We start from the raw sequence: 16,273 nt of genomic DNA, 5'->3' as shown, positions 1-16,273 counted from the left end.
TCGAGTTTCCACCCGGATGGTCCAGCCGTCCACGCCACCGCCTGCTCCGGCCATCTTCGCCATCACCCCCGAGCGTCGTGCCCTGCTCAACACGATTCGCTACGCGGAGGGCACCTGGGCCAACGGTGGTGACCTCGGGTACTGGATCATGTTCGGTGGTGGCCTGATGGACAGCCTCGAACGCCATCCCAACCGAGTGGTGCGCTCGGCCCGCTATGCCAGTGCCGCAGCCGGTGCTTACCAGTTCATGCCCTTCACCTGGACGATGGCCAGTCAGGCCCTGGGCCTCGTGGGCTTCAATGCCCACGCTCAGGACCAGGCAGCCATTTTCCTTGTCCAGCGTCGCGGTGCTCTGGCCTTGGCTGATCAAGGGGAACTCACGCCCCAACTCGTGGCAAAACTCGCTCCGGAATGGGCCTCCTTCCCTACCCTGGCGGGCTCCAGCTTCTATGGCCAACCCGTGAAGCGCTACAACGACCTGAGGCGCTTCTACGAGGAAAATCTGGCCCGGCTCCGAGGCGAGTTGCAGCGTGAATTGCAACTGGCTTCGGTTCCAGCCCGCCCAGCCTGCGATGACGACTCCCTGAAGTGCCGTCTTGAGGCCGTGGGATCGGCGCGTTGAGGTTCAGGCCTCTTCGCCCCAGTGTCGGGCGCTGAATCGACTGGTCTAGTTCCTTTCAGGACCGGCAGTACCAGACCACTGGCGTTTCCGGTCCCTTTCTTGGATCTGAGACTGAATTCGGGTTCAGGAGTTTGAGCTTGGATCCGACCCTTCCGCTGGCAACTTGTGGCGACCGATCGTGGCGCCTGCAATCTGATAGGCAGCCAGGGCGGCGCCGAGAAAGGCCAGGGAGTTGCGGACCACCGGCAGCAGATCACTGGTACGGGTCACCACCGGTCCCAGCCCCAGGGCGCCGAACAGGATCAGCCACAGAGGGGAGAGCAGCATCACCCATGCCCACTCCACCCGGCGCCCCTCCTTGCGGGGATAGGCCGCGATCCCCGCGATCACGCCGCCAAGGATGGAGGTGGAGAGGGTGAGCAGCCATTGCTCGCGGGGCAGGCCTGGCACCACCTGACAACCGCCCCGTTCCAGGCAGCCCTCCACTGCGGTGAGTGCAGCCACGATGGCGCCGTCTTCGCCATGATCGCGCACGTAGTACTGGTTGCCGTAGCGCGTCTGCAGCTCCACCCAGAAGGTGCGCGGCATCAGGGCGAACAGGGCTTCACCCACGTTGAAGTTGAGCAGGTTGCCGCCGCGGGGATCGGCCACCAGCAGCAGGCTGCGCTCATCCAGATCCCAGAAATCCCGCACCGCCAGCCCCGGGGTGCGTTCGTACTGGGTCAGCACCCGCAGCTTCCAGCCGCTGCTCTGCTCGAAGCCCTCGAGCTGCTGCTCGAGGCTGTTGCGCTGCTGGTCGGTGAGGGCCTTGGCCAGATCGATCACCGGGGTGGGGTGATCCGGCAGTAGCTCCGGGTTGTCGTAGGCAAAGGCCGGCGCTGCGGCCAGGCCAGCGAATCCCAGGCCCCCCAGCAGCAGCATCAGGCCCAGGGCCAACCCCGCCAGCCGCTGCCGAAAGGTTGCACGGTTCTGTTGCAGTCCAGAGCTCCTGTTCGGGCCGAGGCTGTCAGGCCTGATCTGCTTGGCCCCGATCCCCTCAGCCCCGATCGTCTCGATGCTGCCCATGCCGACTGCTTCAGTAGCTCTGCATTCTCTCCGTCCAGGCCGGCTGACGTGACCCGCCCCCCTGCTCCCCGGCCGGCCCCCGCCAGTTCCGCTCCAGAGGCCTCCACGCCGCCGGCCTGGCTGCTGGAGCGGCTGCACAGCGCCGGTGGTTCGGTGCCCTTCCGCACCTTCATGGCCTGGGCGTTGCACGATCCCGAGCACGGGGCCTATGGCAGCGGCCATCTCCGCATCGGCCCCCGCGGTGATTTCGCCACTGCCCCCTCCCTGGGGGGCGAATTCGCGGCTCTGCTGGCTCCCCAGCTGGCCGCCTGGCTGGAGGAGCTGGCGGCCCAGGGCAGCGGGCCCCTGGCCCTGGTGGAAACGGGCCCCGGCGAAGGTCAGCTGGCCTGCCAGCTGGCCGAAGCCCTGCAGCAGCACTGGCCCCAGCTGGCGGCCCGCACCGAACTGGTGCTGGTGGAGCCCAATGCCGGCATGGCCGAACGCCAGCGGCGCCAGCTCGAGGGCCTCAGCCTGCCGCTGCGCTGGGCCAGCTTCGAGCAGCTGGCGGCGCAGCCGCTGCGGGGGGTGGTGCTGGCCCACGAGGTGCTCGATGCCCTGGCGGTGGAGCGGATCGTCTGGGACGGGGCCCTCTGGCGCCAGCAGGTGGTGGCCCTGCACGAGGGGGGCAGCGCCGGGCTCGCGCTGCGGCTGGAGCCCGGCAAACCCCTGGAACCAGAGGCCCTGGCGCAACTCGCAGCCCTGGGGCTCCCGCCCAGGGCCAGCGAGGCCGCTGCTGGCCCCGCCGTTCCGCCGCTGCCTGCGGGTTGGTGCACGGAGCTGCATCCCGAGCTGGCCCCCTGGCTGCGCAGCTGTGCCGCCGGGCTGAGTCGGGGCCGGCTGCTGGTGATCGATTACGCCCTCGAGGCCCGCCGCTACTACGCCCCCCAGCGCCAGGACGGCACCCTGATGGCCTACCGCGACCAGACGGCCAGCGCCGATCCCCTGCGGGACCCTGGCCACTGGGATCTCACCGCCCACATCTGCCTGGAGAGCCTCGAGGCGGCGGCCCTGGCGGAGGGATGGCAGCCCCTGGGACAGTGCCGCCAGGGTGAGGCGCTGCTGGCTCTGGGGCTGGCCGAACGGCTGCATGGCCTGCAGCAGGGCAGCGGCGCCGATCTGGCCGCCTTACTGGCCCGCCGCGAGGCCTTGCTGCGGCTGGTCGATCCCCATGCCCTCGGCGATTTCCGCTGGTTGGCCTTCAGCAAAGGCGAGCCAGGTTCCTTGTCCACCCCAGCCTTTCTGCGCCAGCCCTGAGCCGAAGCAGCCCTGAGCTGCCCACACCGCCCGCGGGCTGAGCCTGCGGGATCGGTGGTGAGCTCAGGCCCCCAGCCAGGTGCCCAGGCTCTGGGGCGGCAGAGCATCGCTGCTGGTGATCTCCACGATGTGGCCGATGCTGGCCGGGGTCTCGAGGGCCTCCAGGCACACCTGGGCCACCAGCCGCCGGGGAATGCTGTCGCTCTCCTGCTCGTCGGGGCCGCTGAACCGCACACCCTCGCTCTCCAGACCCTCCTCCCGCTCGCTCAGTCCCCCGGGCCGGATCACGGTCCAGTCGAGGCCGCTGCTCTCCAGCCAGGTCTCACCCAGCCCTTTCCACACCAGGATCAGACCGAACAGGTTGAGGGGGTGCAGCCAGCGACCGGCGCAGAGTGAACTCACCAGCACCACCCGTTGCACGCCGGCGTCACGGCAGGCGGCGATCTGGTGCCGGATCGCCAGGGCATCCACCTTCAAGGGGCCGAGCAGATCCACCGAGGGCCGGGCGCCGGTGGCGATCACCAGAGCATCGCAGCCGCTCAGGGCCGCCGCAAGGGCGACCTGATCGTGGAGCTGCAGTCGCACCACCTCCGCCCCCTCAAGACCAGCCGGCAACTGGGACTCGGGGCGCACGATCGCCCGCACCGCCTGGCCGCGCTTCAGGGCCTCCTGCACCACCCGCCAGCCGGTCTTGCCGGAGGCGCCGCTCACCGCCAGAGTCATGGTTCTGATCGTTTTGCCTGACCCTAAAAAGGCCAGCCCATATCCAGCTGCTTCGATCAACCGGACCGATCAGCCGATCCCGATCCAGGGGGCCTGATCAGGCAGCACTGCGCAAGCTGAGTTGATCAAACGGCACTGATCAGCTCCGGGGAATCCACCCGATCCGGCGCTGTGATCCGATCCAGGGCCGCCAGGATCGTGGCGGTGTCCACGTCGTCGCGGATCTCCACCGTGCCGATCGCCGTGGGCAGCACGAACCGCACCCGGCCCTGCTTCACCTTCTTGTCGCCCTGCAGGCAGGCGAGCACCGCCTGCGGCTCCAGCGGCGGCCAGGCCAGGGGAAGCTGGGCGGCGGCGATCAGGCGGCGCTGCCGCTCCTGGTCGTCTTGGCTCCACAGACCCCGTTCCACGGCAATGGCGCCGGCGGCCAGCATCCCCAGCCCCACCGCCTCGCCGTGCAGGTAGGTGCCGTAGCCGCTGAGGGTCTCCACCACATGGCCGAGGGTGTGGCCGTAGTTGAGGATCGCCCGCAGGCCCCCTTCCCGTTCGTCGGCGGCCACCACGCGCGCTTTGGCGGCGGCGGAGCGCAGCAGCAGCGTGTCGAGCAGGGCCGGACCCACCGCCTCGCGGCTGGCCAGACCGGCGTGTGCAATACCGACTGGGGAGGTGGCGGCGGCTTCCAGGGCCCCGAACAACTCGGGATCGCCGATCACGCCGTACTTGATCACCTCGGCCATGCCCGCCCGGAACTCCCGCTCGGGCAGGGTGGCCAGGGTGAGCGGATCGATCAGCACCAGCTTCGGCTGGTGGAAGGCGCCGATCAGGTTCTTACCGCCGGCGTGGTTCACGCCGGTCTTGCCGCCGATCGCCGCATCCACCATCGCCAGCAGGGTGGTGGGCACCTGCACCACGGCGATGCCCCGCAGCCAGGTGGCGGCGGCGAAGCCGGCCATGTCGCCCACCACGCCGCCACCGAGGGCCACGATCAGCGAGCCGCGCTCCAGCTTGCGGGCGAAGGCGGCGTCGTGGATCAGGGCCACGGTGGCTGGAGTCTTCTGGTCTTCGCCAGCTTCGATCACCAGGGTGCTGGCCTCGAAGCCGGCGGCCGACAGGCTCGCCAGGGTGGTGGCGCCGTAGTGCTCCTGCACCACCGGATTGGTCACCACCATCACCTTGGTGCCGGCCCTGACCCCACGGTCACGGATCTGCTCCCCCAGCCGCTCCAGGGCGCCTGCGCCGATCACCACCGGATAGCCGTTCTGCTCCAGGGCCACCTCGATCGTGCGCAGGGGCTGGAGGGCGGTGCTCATCGCTGTGGCGCGGCTGATAGGCCCTGAGGCTACGGCGACGGACTGGCGCTGGAGGCCAGCAGCTCCAGCAGGGCGGTGCCGTAACGCTCCAGCTTGGCGGCGCCGATACCGCCGACGCTGCCCAGTTCCGCCAGGGTGCTGGGCCGGCGGGCGGCGAGCTCCAGCAGGGTGCGGTCGTGGAACACCACGTAGGGGGGCACTCCCTGCTGGCGGGCCTGGTCGGTGCGCCAGCTCTTCAGGGCTGCCGCCAGCTGCGGATCGGCTTCGCCCCAGTCCGTGGAGGCGGCCGCCGCCGCCGAGCTGCTGCGACCGCTGCTGCGCCGCCGCTCCCTGCGCGGCGGCGGCAGGGGCAACTCCAGCGGCGTCTCACCGCGCAGGACCGGCCGCACGGCGGCCTCGGCTCCCCAGCGCAGGCCGCCATGGCCCTCCGGCACCGGCTCCAGCAGGCCCAGGGCGCAGAGCTGGCGGATGAGGGCCCGCCACTGCTCCTTGTCGAGCTCCGTGCCGATGCCGTACACGCTCAGGGCGTCGTGGCCGAGGCTGCGGATCCGTTCGGTGCTGGCTCCAAGCAGCACATCGACCAGATGGGCAGCGCCGAAACGGTGGCCGGTGCGGTGCACCGCCGAGAGCAGTTTCTGGGCCGCCACCGTCACGTCATGGCGGGTCTGGGGTTCAAGGCAGGCGTCGCAATTGCCGCAGGGCTGATCCAGCGCTTCGCCGAAGTGGCGCAGCAGCACCTGGCGGCGGCAGCTGGCGGCCTCGGTGAAGCCGATCAGGGCGTCGAGCTTGCCGTGCTCGATCCGCTTCTGGGCCAAGGGGGCCTCGGAGTCGTCGATGAAGCGGCGCAGCTGGGGTACATCGCCCGGGCCGTGGATCATCCAGGCCACCGCCGGCAGGCCGTCGCGGCCGGCCCGGCCCGTCTCCTGGTAGTACGCCTCCAGGCTCTTGGGCAGGTCCACGTGGGCCACGAAGCGCACATCCGGTTTGTCGATGCCCATGCCGAAGGCAATCGTGGCCACCACCACCACACCGCCGCCGCGGCGGAAACGATCCAGGGCCCTGCTGCGCTCAGCGGCCTCCATGCCGGCGTGATAGCCCACGGCGTCGTAGCCGGCCCCCTGAAGCGCCGCCGCCAGCTGGTCCACCCGGCTGCGCGAGCGGGCGTAGACGATGCCGGAATCGCCGCGGTGCTCCTCCAGAAACCGCAGCAGCTGGGCCTTCGGCTCCTCCTTGCCCCGCAGCAGATAGCGGATGTTGGGCCGGTCGAAGCTGGCCAGGAACACCCGACCCTGCTGCAGGCCCAGCCGGTCGACGATCTCGTCACGGGTGCGGGGATCGGCTGTGGCTGTGAGGGCCAGCCTGGGCACCTGCGGGAAGCGGTCCGCCAGGATTCCCAGCTGGATGTACTCGGGCCGGAAGTCGTGTCCCCACTGGGAGACGCAGTGGGCTTCATCGATGGCGAACAGGGCCAGTTGCCGTTCCGCCAGCCGCTCCAGCAGGTCGCCGGCCAGCAGTCGCTCCGGCGAGACGTACAGCAGATCCAACGCCCCCTCGTTCAGCTGGCGCCAGAGGGAGGCACTCTCCTGCGGATCGAGGGCGGAGTGGAGCGCCGCCGCCGCCACACCGGCCTGACGCAGCGCCTCCACCTGGTCCTGCATCAGGGCGATCAGGGGTGAGACCACCACCGCCAGCCCGGGCCGGCACAGGGCCGGAATCTGGAAGCAGAGCGACTTGCCACCGCCGGTCGGCATCAGCACCAGGGCCGAGCCGCCGTCGATCACGTGGCGCACGATCGACTCCTGGGGCCCGCGGAAGCTGGCATAGCCGAACACCTGCCGCAGCACTTGCAGCGGATCGTTGATAGCACCCTCCACCCTGTCGTTGCCCTGCGACACGCTTGTGGTCAGTCCGTTGCTCTCTTCCACAATGGCGCCATGACACGGTCTTCCCCCCAGGATTCCCCAAGGCCGCCGGCCGCCGCCGCTCCGGGGACCGGTGCCCGCAGCGCCTGGACCTTCCTGGCGCCGGCGCTGCTGCTGCTGGCGTTGTCGGTGCTGATCCCAGCGGCGATGGCACTGCTGATGAGCTTCACCCAGTCGGGGCTGGACGTGAACGAGCCGCTGCGGTTCATCGGCCTGGCCAACCTGCGCCGCCTGCTCGCCGATCCGATGTTCTTCCGGGTGAGCGGCACCACCTTCCTCTATCTGGTGGGGGTAGTGCCTCCGATCGTGCTCGGTGCCCTCGCCCTGGCCGTGCTGGTCAACCAGTCCTTGCCCGGCATCCACTGGTTTCGCGCCGCCTTCTACACACCGGTGCTGGTGTCGATCGTGGTGGCGGCGATCGCCTTCCGCTGGCTCTATGCCGAGAACGGCCTGATCAATGGCTGGCTGGTGGCCCTGCTGGGGGAGCGCTTCTCGCCGATCGCCTTTCTGTCGTCGCCCGCGCTGGCCCTGCCCTCGGTGATGCTCGTGACCCTCTGGAAGGGCCTCGGTTACTACATGGTGATCTTTCTGGCCGGTCTGCAGGGCATCCCCACCGACCTCTACGAGGCCGCCGAACTCGATGGCAGCAGCGGCTGGCGCAAGCATCTCGACATCACCCTGCCGCTGCTGCGCCCCTACCTCACCCTCGTGGCGGTGATTTCGGCGATCGCCGCCACCAAGGTGTTCGAGGAGGTGTATCTGATGACCCAGGGAGGTCCGGCCGATTCCACCCGAACCCTGGTGTATTACGTCTACGACCAGGCCTTCGCCGAGCTGGAGATCAGCTACGCCTGCACGGTGGGTCTGGCCCTCTTCCTGGCGGTGCTGCTGCTCAGCCTGCTGCGCTACCTGTTCGCCGGCGATCGGGGGTTCACCTGAGCGGAGTGGCAGGATCGTCGATTGGCCCGATCCCGCCGCCCTGATCCGGCAGCCCCGATCCCACCGAGGTGCGATGACCCCACTGGACGACTCCAAAGCTGCCGCGATCGGCGTGGTGGGCGGTGGCCAGCTGGCCCGGATGCTGGCCCAGGCTGCGGCGGAGCTGGGGGTGCCCCTGCATGTGCAGACCCCCTCGGCCAGCGATCCGGCTGCACCCCTGGCCGCAGAACTGGTGCTGGCCGATCTCAGCGATGCGGCCGCCACCCGGCGCCTGGCAGAGGATTGCGCCGCGATCAGCTTTGAGAACGAATGGCTCGACCTTGAGGCGCTTGCCCCCTTGGCCGACGATGGCATCCGCTTCATTCCCAGCCTGGAGGCCCTGCAGCCCCTGATCAGCAAGCGCAGCCAGCGGGAGCTTCAGCAGCGGCTTCAGTTGCCGTCCCCCCGCTGGTTCCCCCTGGATCTGGCCTTGCCGCCGCTCTTGCCAGTGCCGGCTGCCGCGGTTGCAGGCCCCGCCGGCGTGCCGGCCGGCTCTGCTGATGCCGCTCTGCCCTCAGCCGACACCGATGGCATCGGGTCCGCGACGAGCGATCGCCGTGCTCCCAGGCTGCCGCAGGGGTTCAGCTACCCCCTGATGGCCAAGGCGGCTCGCGGCGGCTACGACGGCAAGGGCACCGCCCTGCTCCAGGGTCCTGAGGATCTTGAGGAGCTGCTGGAGCGTGTCGATCCGGCCACCTGGATCGTGGAGGAGTTCGTCGCCTTTGAACAGGAGCTCTCGGTGGTGGCCTGCCGCGACCGGCATGGCCGGGTGCTTTGCTATCCGGTGGTGCAGACCCACCAGCATCAGCAGGTGTGCGACTGGGTGCTCGCCCCAGCGGCCGTACCCCATGCGGTGCAGGCCTACGCCCGCAATGTGGCCTCCTCCCTGCTCACGGCCCTGGACTACGTGGGGGTGCTCTCGATCGAGTTCTTCTACGGACCCGCCGGGTTGTTGATCAATGAGATCGCGCCCCGGACCCACAATTCCGGCCACTACACGATCGAGGCGGCACGCACCAGCCAGTTCGCCCAGCAGGTGCGCATCGTGGCCGACCTGCCGATCGCCTCCCCCGACCTGACGGTGCCCGGTGCCCTGATGGTGAACCTGCTCGGATTCGAGCAGGGCAACGCCGACTACGGTCCCCAGCGCGCTGCCCTGGCCCAGCTGCCTGCAGCCCATGTGCATTGGTATGACAAGACCGGCAGCAGCCTGGGGCGCAAGCTGGGTCACGTCACCCTGTTGCTGAAGGGAGCCAGCCATGAGGCCCGGGCCACCGAGGCCGAGCGGCGCCTGGCTGAGGTGCGCACGATCTGGCCCCTGCCTGCGGCGCAGCCGGATGGGCTGGAGGACGCTCGAAGGGCACCGATTTCCGCTTAAGGTGGTTCCGGGCTGCTGTGTTGGTGACTGCCTTTCACAGTTTTCTGATCTGACTCCCTTTCGATATGGGGGGTCTGCAGCGACGGCAACGTAAACCGGTCTCGAGCCGGAAACGAAGCCCCGCCTTTGACCCCCCTCCTGGTTCTTCCAGGTCGAACACTGGGGCAAGACGGCATGGCGGTCCACCCCATTCCGGGTTCCCGGAACCCCGGATTCAACCGGGAGTTCTTCGCGGTGCCTTCTCCATCTGAGTCCCCCCCCAGCCAGGGCTCGTTGCTCCACATCCTCGGCGCCAGCTTTGGCATCGCCGGTGCTGTGGGTAGTTCGATCGGTGCCGGCATCCTGCGGACACCGGGCCTGGTGGCGGCCCAGCTGGGCAGTGCTCCCCTGATGCTGCTGGTCTGGCTGGGCGGTGGGATCTACTCCCTGTTCGGCGCCCTGGCGGTGGCTGAGCTGGCCGCAGCCTTGCCTTCGGCCGGTGGCTGGTACGTCTACGCCCGCCGTGCCGCCGGCGATCAGGCCGGCTTCTCGGTGGGCTGGATCGACTGGCTGGGTCAGTGCGCCGGTCTGGCCTGGGTGGCGGTCACGATCGGTGAATACAGCGCAGCGCTGTTGCCCTGGCTGCCAGTCGGCAGCAAGGCGATCGGCCTGGTGGTGTTGTTGACCTTCGCCCTGGTCCAGTTGCTTGGCCTGGCGGCGGGCAGCCTCAGCCAGAAGCTGCTGAGCCTTGCCAAGGCCGGGGCATTCCTGATCCTGATCGCCGCCTGTTTCTGGTTTGCACCACACGCGGCCAGCAGCGCAGCCCCGGCGTCCGCCGGGCCCCTGGCCGATGCCTCACTGACCCCGCCGCAGGGGCGAGCTCTGGCCGTGGGCCTTGTCTTTGCGCTTCAGGCGGTGATCACCACCTACGACGGCTGGCACAGCCCCATCTATTTCGCGGAGGAGTTCTCCGATCCCGCCGCTGCCCTGCCCCGATCCCTGGTCGGTGGCGTGCTGGCGGTGACCGGCCTCTACCTGCTCGTCAACCTGGCGCTGCTGCAGGTGCTGTCGCTGCCGGAGCTGGCCGGATCGCGGCTTCCCCTGGCCGATGCGGCCCGGCTGTTGTTCGGCGGCGGAGGGGCGCAACTGATCACGGTGCTGGCCTTGATCTCCTGTCTGGGCCTGATCAATGCCGTGATCATGGCGGCCCCGCGGGTGCTCTACGGCCTGGCTCGAGACGGACTTTTCCTCAATGCCGTGGCAGGGGTCAGCTCTGCAGGAACACCACTGTTCGCCCTCGGAATCACGACGCTGACGGCGGCGGCGCTGCTGCTGGTGGGCGACTTCGCCATCCTGCTGGGCATGGCCGCCTTCTTCTATGTGTTGCTCTATGCCACGGGGATCGCGGCCCTGTTCGTGCTGCGCTGGCGGGATCCAGAGCTGGCTCGGCCCTTTCGCGACTGGGGCTATCCCTTCACCGCAGCCACGGTGGGGATCACCTCCTTGGCCTTCCTGGTGGGGGAGGTTGTCTCCGATACGCGCAACAGCCTGCTGGCCGTGGGGTTGATCCTGCTCAGCTGGCCGTTGCATCAGGCGTTTCGGCGGCTCAGCCTTCGATTAGCTGAATGCATCAGCTGAACCAGTCAGCTGAAATCAAGAGGCTGAGAACGGTTCACCGCGTTCAGAGTCGCTCGATCAGGCTGCTGCCGCGATAGCGCACCTTGGCCAGCCTGGCGTACTTGTCGTCTGGCTGGCGATAGCCAGCCGCGCAGACCACACAGGAGCGGTAGCCACTGGTCTCCAGATCCAGGATGCGGTCGTAGTCCGTGGGGCTGAAGCCTTCGATCGGACAGGTGTCCACCCCCAGCAGGGCAGAGGCGGTCATGAAGGTTCCCAGGGCGATGTAGACCTGATTGCTGGCCCAGCGTTCGATCTGCTCGCTGCGGGGCCCGTCGACCAGATCCTTCTGCATCATTTCTCGATAAAACGCCAGCTGTTCCACCGGGACGCCGCGCACTTCGCTGGTCCGTTGAATCAGTCGGTCCAGTTCCGCGGCTCCGATGGTCTGCTGGCGCAGGAACACAACAAGGTGGGAGCAGTCGGTGACCTGACTCTGATCCCAGGAGTGGGGGCGCAACTGCAGGCGCAAGCCCGGATCTGTGATCACCAGGAATTTCCAGGGCTGCAGCCCGTAGCTGGACGGGCTCAGCACCAGAGTCTGCTCAAGAGCAGCCCAGGTCTGGGCGTCGATGCGGCGGGACCGATCAAAGACTTTTGTGGCATAGCGCCAGTTCAGGGCCTGCAGGAGCTCAGACGGGGGCAGGGACATTGGGTAGGAGGGCAGCAACCCTCACCGCGTGGTTGGTGATGGGCCGCATCATTCTGAGGGTCGAATCCCGGAGTGTGGTGATGGGTGAGTTCCAGAACGCGTTCAATCAGTTGCTTGGCCTGGCTCCCGGGCCTGTCTTCCCCAGGGCTCGTCAGCTCTACCTGCGGAAGTACTGCCTCGAGGGCCGTGAAGCTGTTGGCCGATTCCGTACCTTTCTGCTTGAGGAGGAGATCCAGGAGAGCAATGAGGGGGTGGTGCGGGTGCGGGCCCTCGCTTTTGCGGTGGTGCACTGGCAGGCAGCCCAGCTGCCTCTGGCCAGCTACAGCGCCTATCTGGCGGAGCAGTGGCAGATCGAGCCCCAGCAGCTGCAGCTGGTGGAGGCGGAGTGGTTCCGGCAGGGAGGTGCCTATGCCCGCTTCACGGCGCCGGCGGTGTTTGAACGCAGCAGCAGCGGTGAGCTGCTGATGGCGGATGGCTGACGGTTCCCGGCAGGTTTCAGGCCGTCAGGCTGTCGAGGGCCTCCTGGAGACGTTCGCGACTCCAGCTGGTGACCACAAACACCTCCTGGGCCGTGCTGCCGCGGCGGGCCACCAGCTTGTGCCCCCCCGTGATCGGCGTTGAGACCCGCAGGCGCAGCAAAGGGCTTCGCCCCCGTACGCGGCTGATCACCGCCGGGGTGATCGTGTCGATGCCCGGCTGGCGGGCCAGTTGTCGCAGCAGCGGGACCAGCCCTTCCACATAGGTGCTGTGGGTGATCACCACGCGGCCCATGGCTTGATCCCTCCGGAATGATTTCAGTCCCCAGCGTCAGTCCCGTTGCAATGGGGCCATGGTGAGGCCCTCGGCGGCGAGCAGCTGGTGGTAGAGCTCCGCCTGCTCCAGGGGACCAGTCCAGACCACCGCCGAACCCTCACCGTCGATCCGGTGCGCCAGGTCCCAGGCTCGATCGGTGAGCATGCCGGGAATGTGACGCACCAGGCACTCCACCACGTGCTGGAAGGTATTGATGTCGTCGTCGAGCACAACCACCCGCGCTTCGGGGTAGGGAGCCCGCTCCAGCAGCGTGGCTGATCGTGTTGCCGTGCCGGGAGTCGTGACGGTGGCACGGGTCAGACCGAGGGGCAAGGCGGAACCGTCAGACGAAGGAGAGCCGAGGGACGAAGGGGAACCGTGGGCCATGGAACGAGCGGGAGGAGACGGCAGGGCCCCTGACGCGGGCCGGAGACGTGACGACGGGTCGGCCGGACCGAGCAAATCGGCTGGACCGATGGCAGCGTGGGAGTCGAACCCCATTGTGGGGCGCGAGTGCCCCGAGCTGTGCCGGTGGCCTGCCCCATGTCTGGCTACAGTGGGATGACGACAATTCCTGATCCGATGCTGATCACCCTGGGCTGGGCTTCGCTTGCTGCCATCTTCAGCTTCTCGATCGCCATGGTGGTGTGGGGCCGCAATGGCGACGGCACCTTGAATTTCTGAAACTCTCCCTCCACATCCCGTGCCTGAAGCGACCTTCGGCGGCTCCAATCTGCTGGCGCTGACCGCCGTGGTTCTGTTGCTCTTTGTGAGCGTTGGGGTGATCTATCTCTCGGCGATTGAGTGGCGCGACCGTCGCCGGCGTTACGCTCACGAACGCGTTCAGGCTGGTCAAGACAGAAGGGGAGGCGTCAAAGGCAAGTCTGCAGCTGCCCCAGCACGATCGGCTTCCCCGAAGCCACCACGGTGACACCTTCGCTATGGCAGCGTGCCCGCAGACCAAGCCAGCCGTAGACCAAGCCAGCGCCTGATGGACCGGCTTCCCTTGCTGGCCCGTTACCCATGGGTCCGGCCTCAATCTCCCCGGATTCCTCTACGGATCACAGCACTGACCCTGTTGCTGCTGATCCTGTTACCTGTCTGGCAGCTGCAGCGTCAGCCCCGTCCCCGTGCCCAGGGGCTCGAGCGGGTGATGGCCCTTGCTGCCCTGATCCAGAGTTTTTCAGCCACTCCCCAGCGGCCTGTGCCGACCCTCTGGCAGGAGCGGCTTGGCAAGCCCTTGGCCGAGCGTGTCTGGCGGCAGCAGCGCACTCCCTGGTGGCAGCTCTGGAGCCGCAATGGTGACGGTGGCGTGGTGCTGGCCCTGCCGGCTGCAGCCCTTGTTGGGATCCCGACTGCGTCCAGACCGGCTCAGATGCTGGTGGTGGACGATCTTCTGTTGCTCGCGCCCGATCCCCTCACACGTCAGTGGCTGAGCCAGCAGCTGAGCAGCCGTCCCCGCCCCCTGCGGGGTCTGGAGAGGGTCTGCCTTCAGCGACTGGAAACCTCCCAGGCTGTCTTCTGGACTCCCACCGCCCTGGCGGAGATCGCTGGACCCGTGGCTCCGCTGCTGCAGCGCTTTCAGGAGGGCTGTCTGAATCTCAACCTGGCTGGAGCCGGCCTGGCATGGAGTGGAGAGGCTGCGGCGGCGACAGGGCTGCTCTCAGGTCCCGGTTCTGTGGTGGCCGCCAGCGCGGAGCGCGGCCCAGCAACTCCCCTTCCCCTCGCCTCGGACGTGCTGCTGGAATTGCGGGGCTCGTCCCTCGATCTGGTGCTGCAGTCCCTGCTGGCACGGCAACTGATCCGGGATCCGCTGGCCGCTCGTTATGGCATGGGCCCGGCCCAGTTACCACTCTTGCGTCAGGCTCCCTTCCGTCTGCGGGTCCGTCCTCTCGCCTCAGGCCCCTTCCAGGCCGCCCTGGAACTGCAGCTGGCGGTTGGGTCCGATCGCAAGGCCTGGATCACGATCCTGTCCGCCCTGCGGAGCGCTCTGGAAGAGCAAGGGCTGCAGATCATGGCCACCGCAACGGCCGACCCACTCCCCACGGCCACCTGGACCCGGGAGGATGGGGTTGTGATCGGAGGCTGGCGCTGGGTGAGTGTGCGCGGTGCGGCTCCCGAGCTGCAGTTCTTTCTTGGCCCGCTGCCTAAGACGGCCGTCCAGGAGTCCGCACTGGCGGAGGCCCTGCCCCCTGAGGCCAGACGTCTCAGCCAGCTGAGCCTGCGTCTGCAACCTGCCGAGCTGGAGGAACGAGGGTTGCTTCCTCCTGCATTACCGGCCGTGATCCGCTCGGCCAGTCGACTGGAAGTGACCGCCTTGGCAGATCAGGCGGGACGCAACCCAGATCCCCTCAGCCTGCTGACGGGACACCTTGATCTGAACCCTTGACCTCACTGGCGATCTCTCGCTCCTGCTCCGTGGCGATTGCCTGGCGTTCACGGCGACGCCGATCGGCAGCGACGGTCTCCTCCATCAGCTCGACCGCCTGGGCCATCTTTTCGAGGTTGCTGGTGTAGAGCGTCAGGTCCTTGTCGAGGCGCTCACGCAAGAGGCCCATGGCCTCTCCCACATCGTGGGCTGACTGGCGCAGGGCCTGGGGATCCAGGGACTCGGCTCCGCGAGCCTTCTCCAGCAGGCTCAGCAGACCGACGGCCATCAGGCGGGAGTAATGGAAATCGGCACGCTTCACATTGGCCAGCACCGTGGCGACCGGCTCGGGGGCTCCGGCACCCTGCTGTTCGATCCATTGCTTGACCTCGTCGACACTGTGCTCGCCCATGGCGGCCATGGCGCCATCGCGGAGCTCGCGCAGGCGGGTGGCGTCGAAGCCCGAAGAGGTGCAGAGGGCCTCCAGGAGTCTGTCGCGCTGTTCAGGGGGCCGGTACCCCTTGGAGAAGCCGTCAAACACCTGCATCAGCCCGGCGGCAAACAGGGAATCGGCCTGAAATCCTTTCTGCCGGCTGAGCAGATGCAGCTCCACCAGCAGTTCGTCCACCATGCGCCGGTAGAGGGGTGCGATCACATGGGGGAAGGCGCGATGAAAGACGCGCTTGCTATCGGCGACGGTGAGGCAGGCGCTCACGCTCCTCGGGCAGTGTGGTTCTGACCATAGCGCTGCTGCCTGCGGGGCCCGGATCTGTTCGTGCTTTGCCGATTCCGTTGCCACTCCTGGATCAGTAGGATCGCGCCAGCCATCGTTCCCAGCCCATGATCCCGATCGTGATCGAAGAGTCGGGACGGGGAGAGCGCGCCTTTGACATCTACTCGCGCCTGTTGCGCGAGCGGATCATCTTCCTTGGCGAACCCGTCACGGCCGAATCTGCCAACCGTGTGGTGGCCCAGCTTCTGTTCCTCGAAGCCGAGGACCCGGACAAGGACATTTTCCTCTACATCAACTCTCCAGGAGGTTCCGTCTACGATGGCCTCGGCATCTTCGACACGATGCAGCACATCAAACCAGATGTGCAGACCGTGTGTCTTGGCCTGGCGGCCTCGATGGGTGCGTTCCTGCTCTGCGCTGGCACCAAGGGCAAGCGCAGCAGCCTCACCCATTCCAGGATCATGATTCACCAGCCCCTGGGTGGTGCCCGCGGCCAGGCCAGTGACATCCGGATTCAGGCGGATGAAATTCTTTATCTCAAAAAGAAGCTCAACCAGGAGCTTTCCGATCGCACAGGCCAGCCCCTCCCCCGCATTGAGGAAGACACGGATCGCGATTTCTTCATGTCTCCAGCCGAGGCTGTCGACTATGGCCTGATCGACAAGGTCATTGACAAGCGCCCAGTCCGTGCCCTCTGAGCCCTGTTTTCGGCTATGGGTCCTGCTTCCCGCTCAGCTCGCCGCTTGAAGATCCTGCTTCGAGATTCGCCCTGAGTCGTTGA

General features: G+C 67.7%; 17 protein-coding genes and 1 other RNA gene. 10 read left to right on the top strand and 8 right to left on the bottom strand.

Features of this window, described 5'->3' with window-relative positions:
- The first annotated feature begins 16 nt into the window (after positions 1 to 16).
- Positions 17 to 622, top strand: a complete 606-nt coding sequence (locus tag H8F26_RS16940; protein ID WP_370594640.1) for an endolysin — start codon at positions 17 to 19, stop codon at positions 620 to 622.
- Positions 623 to 745: 123 nt separating this feature from the next.
- On the opposite strand, the gene H8F26_RS16935 is transcribed toward H8F26_RS16940, so the two are convergent.
- The gene (locus H8F26_RS16935; RefSeq protein WP_197159302.1) at positions 746 to 1,543 is read right to left on the bottom strand and encodes a TPM domain-containing protein; all 798 of its coding nucleotides are present in this window, start codon (positions 1,541 to 1,543) and stop codon (positions 746 to 748) included.
- A gap of 192 nt (positions 1,544 to 1,735) precedes the next feature.
- Here H8F26_RS16935 and H8F26_RS16930 point away from each other — a divergent pair, with 192 nt between their 5' ends.
- Positions 1,736 to 2,980, top strand: a complete 1,245-nt coding sequence (locus tag H8F26_RS16930; RefSeq protein WP_370594639.1) for a class I SAM-dependent methyltransferase — start codon at positions 1,736 to 1,738, stop codon at positions 2,978 to 2,980.
- A gap of 63 nt (positions 2,981 to 3,043) precedes the next feature.
- Here the strand turns inward: H8F26_RS16930 and H8F26_RS16925 are convergent, their stop codons facing one another.
- The 3 genes from H8F26_RS16925 to recQ all read right to left on the bottom strand — a co-directional run bounded on the left by H8F26_RS16925 (position 3,044) and on the right by recQ (position 6,908).
- Positions 3,044 to 3,703: an SDR family oxidoreductase gene (locus H8F26_RS16925; protein WP_197155928.1), complete on the bottom strand. Its 660-nt coding sequence runs from the start codon at positions 3,701 to 3,703 to the stop codon at positions 3,044 to 3,046.
- A gap of 125 nt (positions 3,704 to 3,828) precedes the next feature.
- Positions 3,829 to 5,013, bottom strand: coding sequence for a 3-dehydroquinate synthase (aroB, locus tag H8F26_RS16920; protein ID WP_197155927.1), 1,185 nt, complete (start codon positions 5,011 to 5,013; stop codon positions 3,829 to 3,831).
- A 29-nt stretch (positions 5,014 to 5,042) separates the two neighbouring features.
- Positions 5,043 to 6,908 carry a DNA helicase RecQ gene (recQ, locus tag H8F26_RS16915; RefSeq protein ID WP_231605315.1) on the bottom strand — a complete coding sequence of 622 codons (1,866 nt, stop codon included), beginning with the start codon at positions 6,906 to 6,908 and terminating at the stop codon, positions 5,043 to 5,045.
- A 39-nt stretch (positions 6,909 to 6,947) separates the two neighbouring features.
- Here recQ and H8F26_RS16910 point away from each other — a divergent pair, with 39 nt between their 5' ends.
- The 4 genes from H8F26_RS16910 (at position 6,948) to H8F26_RS16895 (ending at position 10,908) form a co-directional block, all read left to right on the top strand.
- Positions 6,948 to 7,874 carry a carbohydrate ABC transporter permease gene (locus H8F26_RS16910; RefSeq protein WP_197155925.1) on the top strand — a complete coding sequence of 309 codons (927 nt, stop codon included), beginning with the start codon at positions 6,948 to 6,950 and terminating at the stop codon, positions 7,872 to 7,874.
- Positions 7,875 to 7,947: 73 nt separating this feature from the next.
- Positions 7,948 to 9,291 (top strand): 5-(carboxyamino)imidazole ribonucleotide synthase, encoded by a 1,344-nt coding sequence (locus H8F26_RS16905; protein WP_197155924.1) that lies wholly within the window; start codon positions 7,948 to 7,950, stop codon positions 9,289 to 9,291.
- 6 nt (positions 9,292 to 9,297) lie between these two features.
- Positions 9,298 to 9,479, top strand: a non-coding RNA gene (ssrS, locus tag H8F26_RS16900) — 6S RNA.
- Entirely contained in the window at positions 9,466 to 10,908 is a 1,443-nt protein-coding gene (locus H8F26_RS16895; RefSeq protein WP_197155923.1) for an APC family permease, read from the top strand. Before ssrS ends, H8F26_RS16895 begins: the two co-directional genes overlap by 14 nt.
- Before the next feature lie 43 nt (positions 10,909 to 10,951).
- Here H8F26_RS16895 and H8F26_RS16890 read toward each other — a convergent pair whose 3' ends face one another.
- Positions 10,952 to 11,599, bottom strand: coding sequence for an NAD(P)H-dependent oxidoreductase (locus H8F26_RS16890; protein WP_197155922.1), 648 nt, complete (start codon positions 11,597 to 11,599; stop codon positions 10,952 to 10,954).
- 38 nt (positions 11,600 to 11,637) lie between these two features.
- Here H8F26_RS16890 and H8F26_RS16885 point away from each other — a divergent pair, with 38 nt between their 5' ends.
- On the top strand, positions 11,638 to 12,078 hold the full coding sequence (locus H8F26_RS16885) for a hypothetical protein (protein ID WP_197155921.1): 441 nt from the start codon (positions 11,638 to 11,640) through the stop codon (positions 12,076 to 12,078).
- Between the two features lie 16 nt (positions 12,079 to 12,094).
- Here the strand turns inward: H8F26_RS16885 and H8F26_RS16880 are convergent, their stop codons facing one another.
- Positions 12,095 to 12,370: a DUF2103 domain-containing protein gene (locus H8F26_RS16880; RefSeq protein WP_197155920.1), complete on the bottom strand. Its 276-nt coding sequence runs from the start codon at positions 12,368 to 12,370 to the stop codon at positions 12,095 to 12,097.
- Positions 12,371 to 12,406: 36 nt separating this feature from the next.
- Positions 12,407 to 12,712, bottom strand: coding sequence for an ATP-dependent Clp protease adapter ClpS (gene clpS / locus H8F26_RS16875; RefSeq protein ID WP_255518590.1), 306 nt, complete (start codon positions 12,710 to 12,712; stop codon positions 12,407 to 12,409).
- Between the two features lie 261 nt (positions 12,713 to 12,973).
- On the opposite strand from clpS, the gene petN reads away from it, so the two are divergent.
- Both petN and H8F26_RS16865 read left to right on the top strand, forming a co-directional pair.
- Positions 12,974 to 13,075 (top strand): cytochrome b6-f complex subunit PetN, encoded by a 102-nt coding sequence (gene petN / locus H8F26_RS16870; protein WP_197159300.1) that lies wholly within the window; start codon positions 12,974 to 12,976, stop codon positions 13,073 to 13,075.
- A 307-nt stretch (positions 13,076 to 13,382) separates the two neighbouring features.
- The gene (locus tag H8F26_RS16865; RefSeq protein WP_197155917.1) at positions 13,383 to 14,780 is read left to right on the top strand and encodes a hypothetical protein; all 1,398 of its coding nucleotides are present in this window, start codon (positions 13,383 to 13,385) and stop codon (positions 14,778 to 14,780) included.
- Here the strand turns inward: H8F26_RS16865 and psb29 are convergent.
- The gene (gene psb29, locus H8F26_RS16860) at positions 14,743 to 15,474 is read right to left on the bottom strand and encodes a photosystem II biogenesis protein Psp29 (RefSeq protein WP_197155915.1); all 732 of its coding nucleotides are present in this window, start codon (positions 15,472 to 15,474) and stop codon (positions 14,743 to 14,745) included. The genes H8F26_RS16865 and psb29 overlap by 38 nt on opposite strands.
- A 125-nt stretch (positions 15,475 to 15,599) precedes the next feature.
- On the opposite strand from psb29, the gene clpP reads away from it, so the two are divergent.
- On the top strand, positions 15,600 to 16,190 hold the full coding sequence (gene clpP, locus H8F26_RS16855; protein ID WP_197155913.1) for an ATP-dependent Clp endopeptidase proteolytic subunit ClpP: 591 nt from the start codon (positions 15,600 to 15,602) through the stop codon (positions 16,188 to 16,190).
- Positions 16,191 to 16,273 lie beyond the last annotated feature (83 nt).

It is taken from the genome of Synechococcus sp. CBW1006 (assembly GCF_015840525.1).
Lineage (GTDB): Bacteria > Cyanobacteriota > Cyanobacteriia > PCC-6307 > Cyanobiaceae > CBW1002.
Note: the sequence above shows the minus strand (reverse complement) of the source record. Positions and strands in the feature narration are given on the sequence as shown.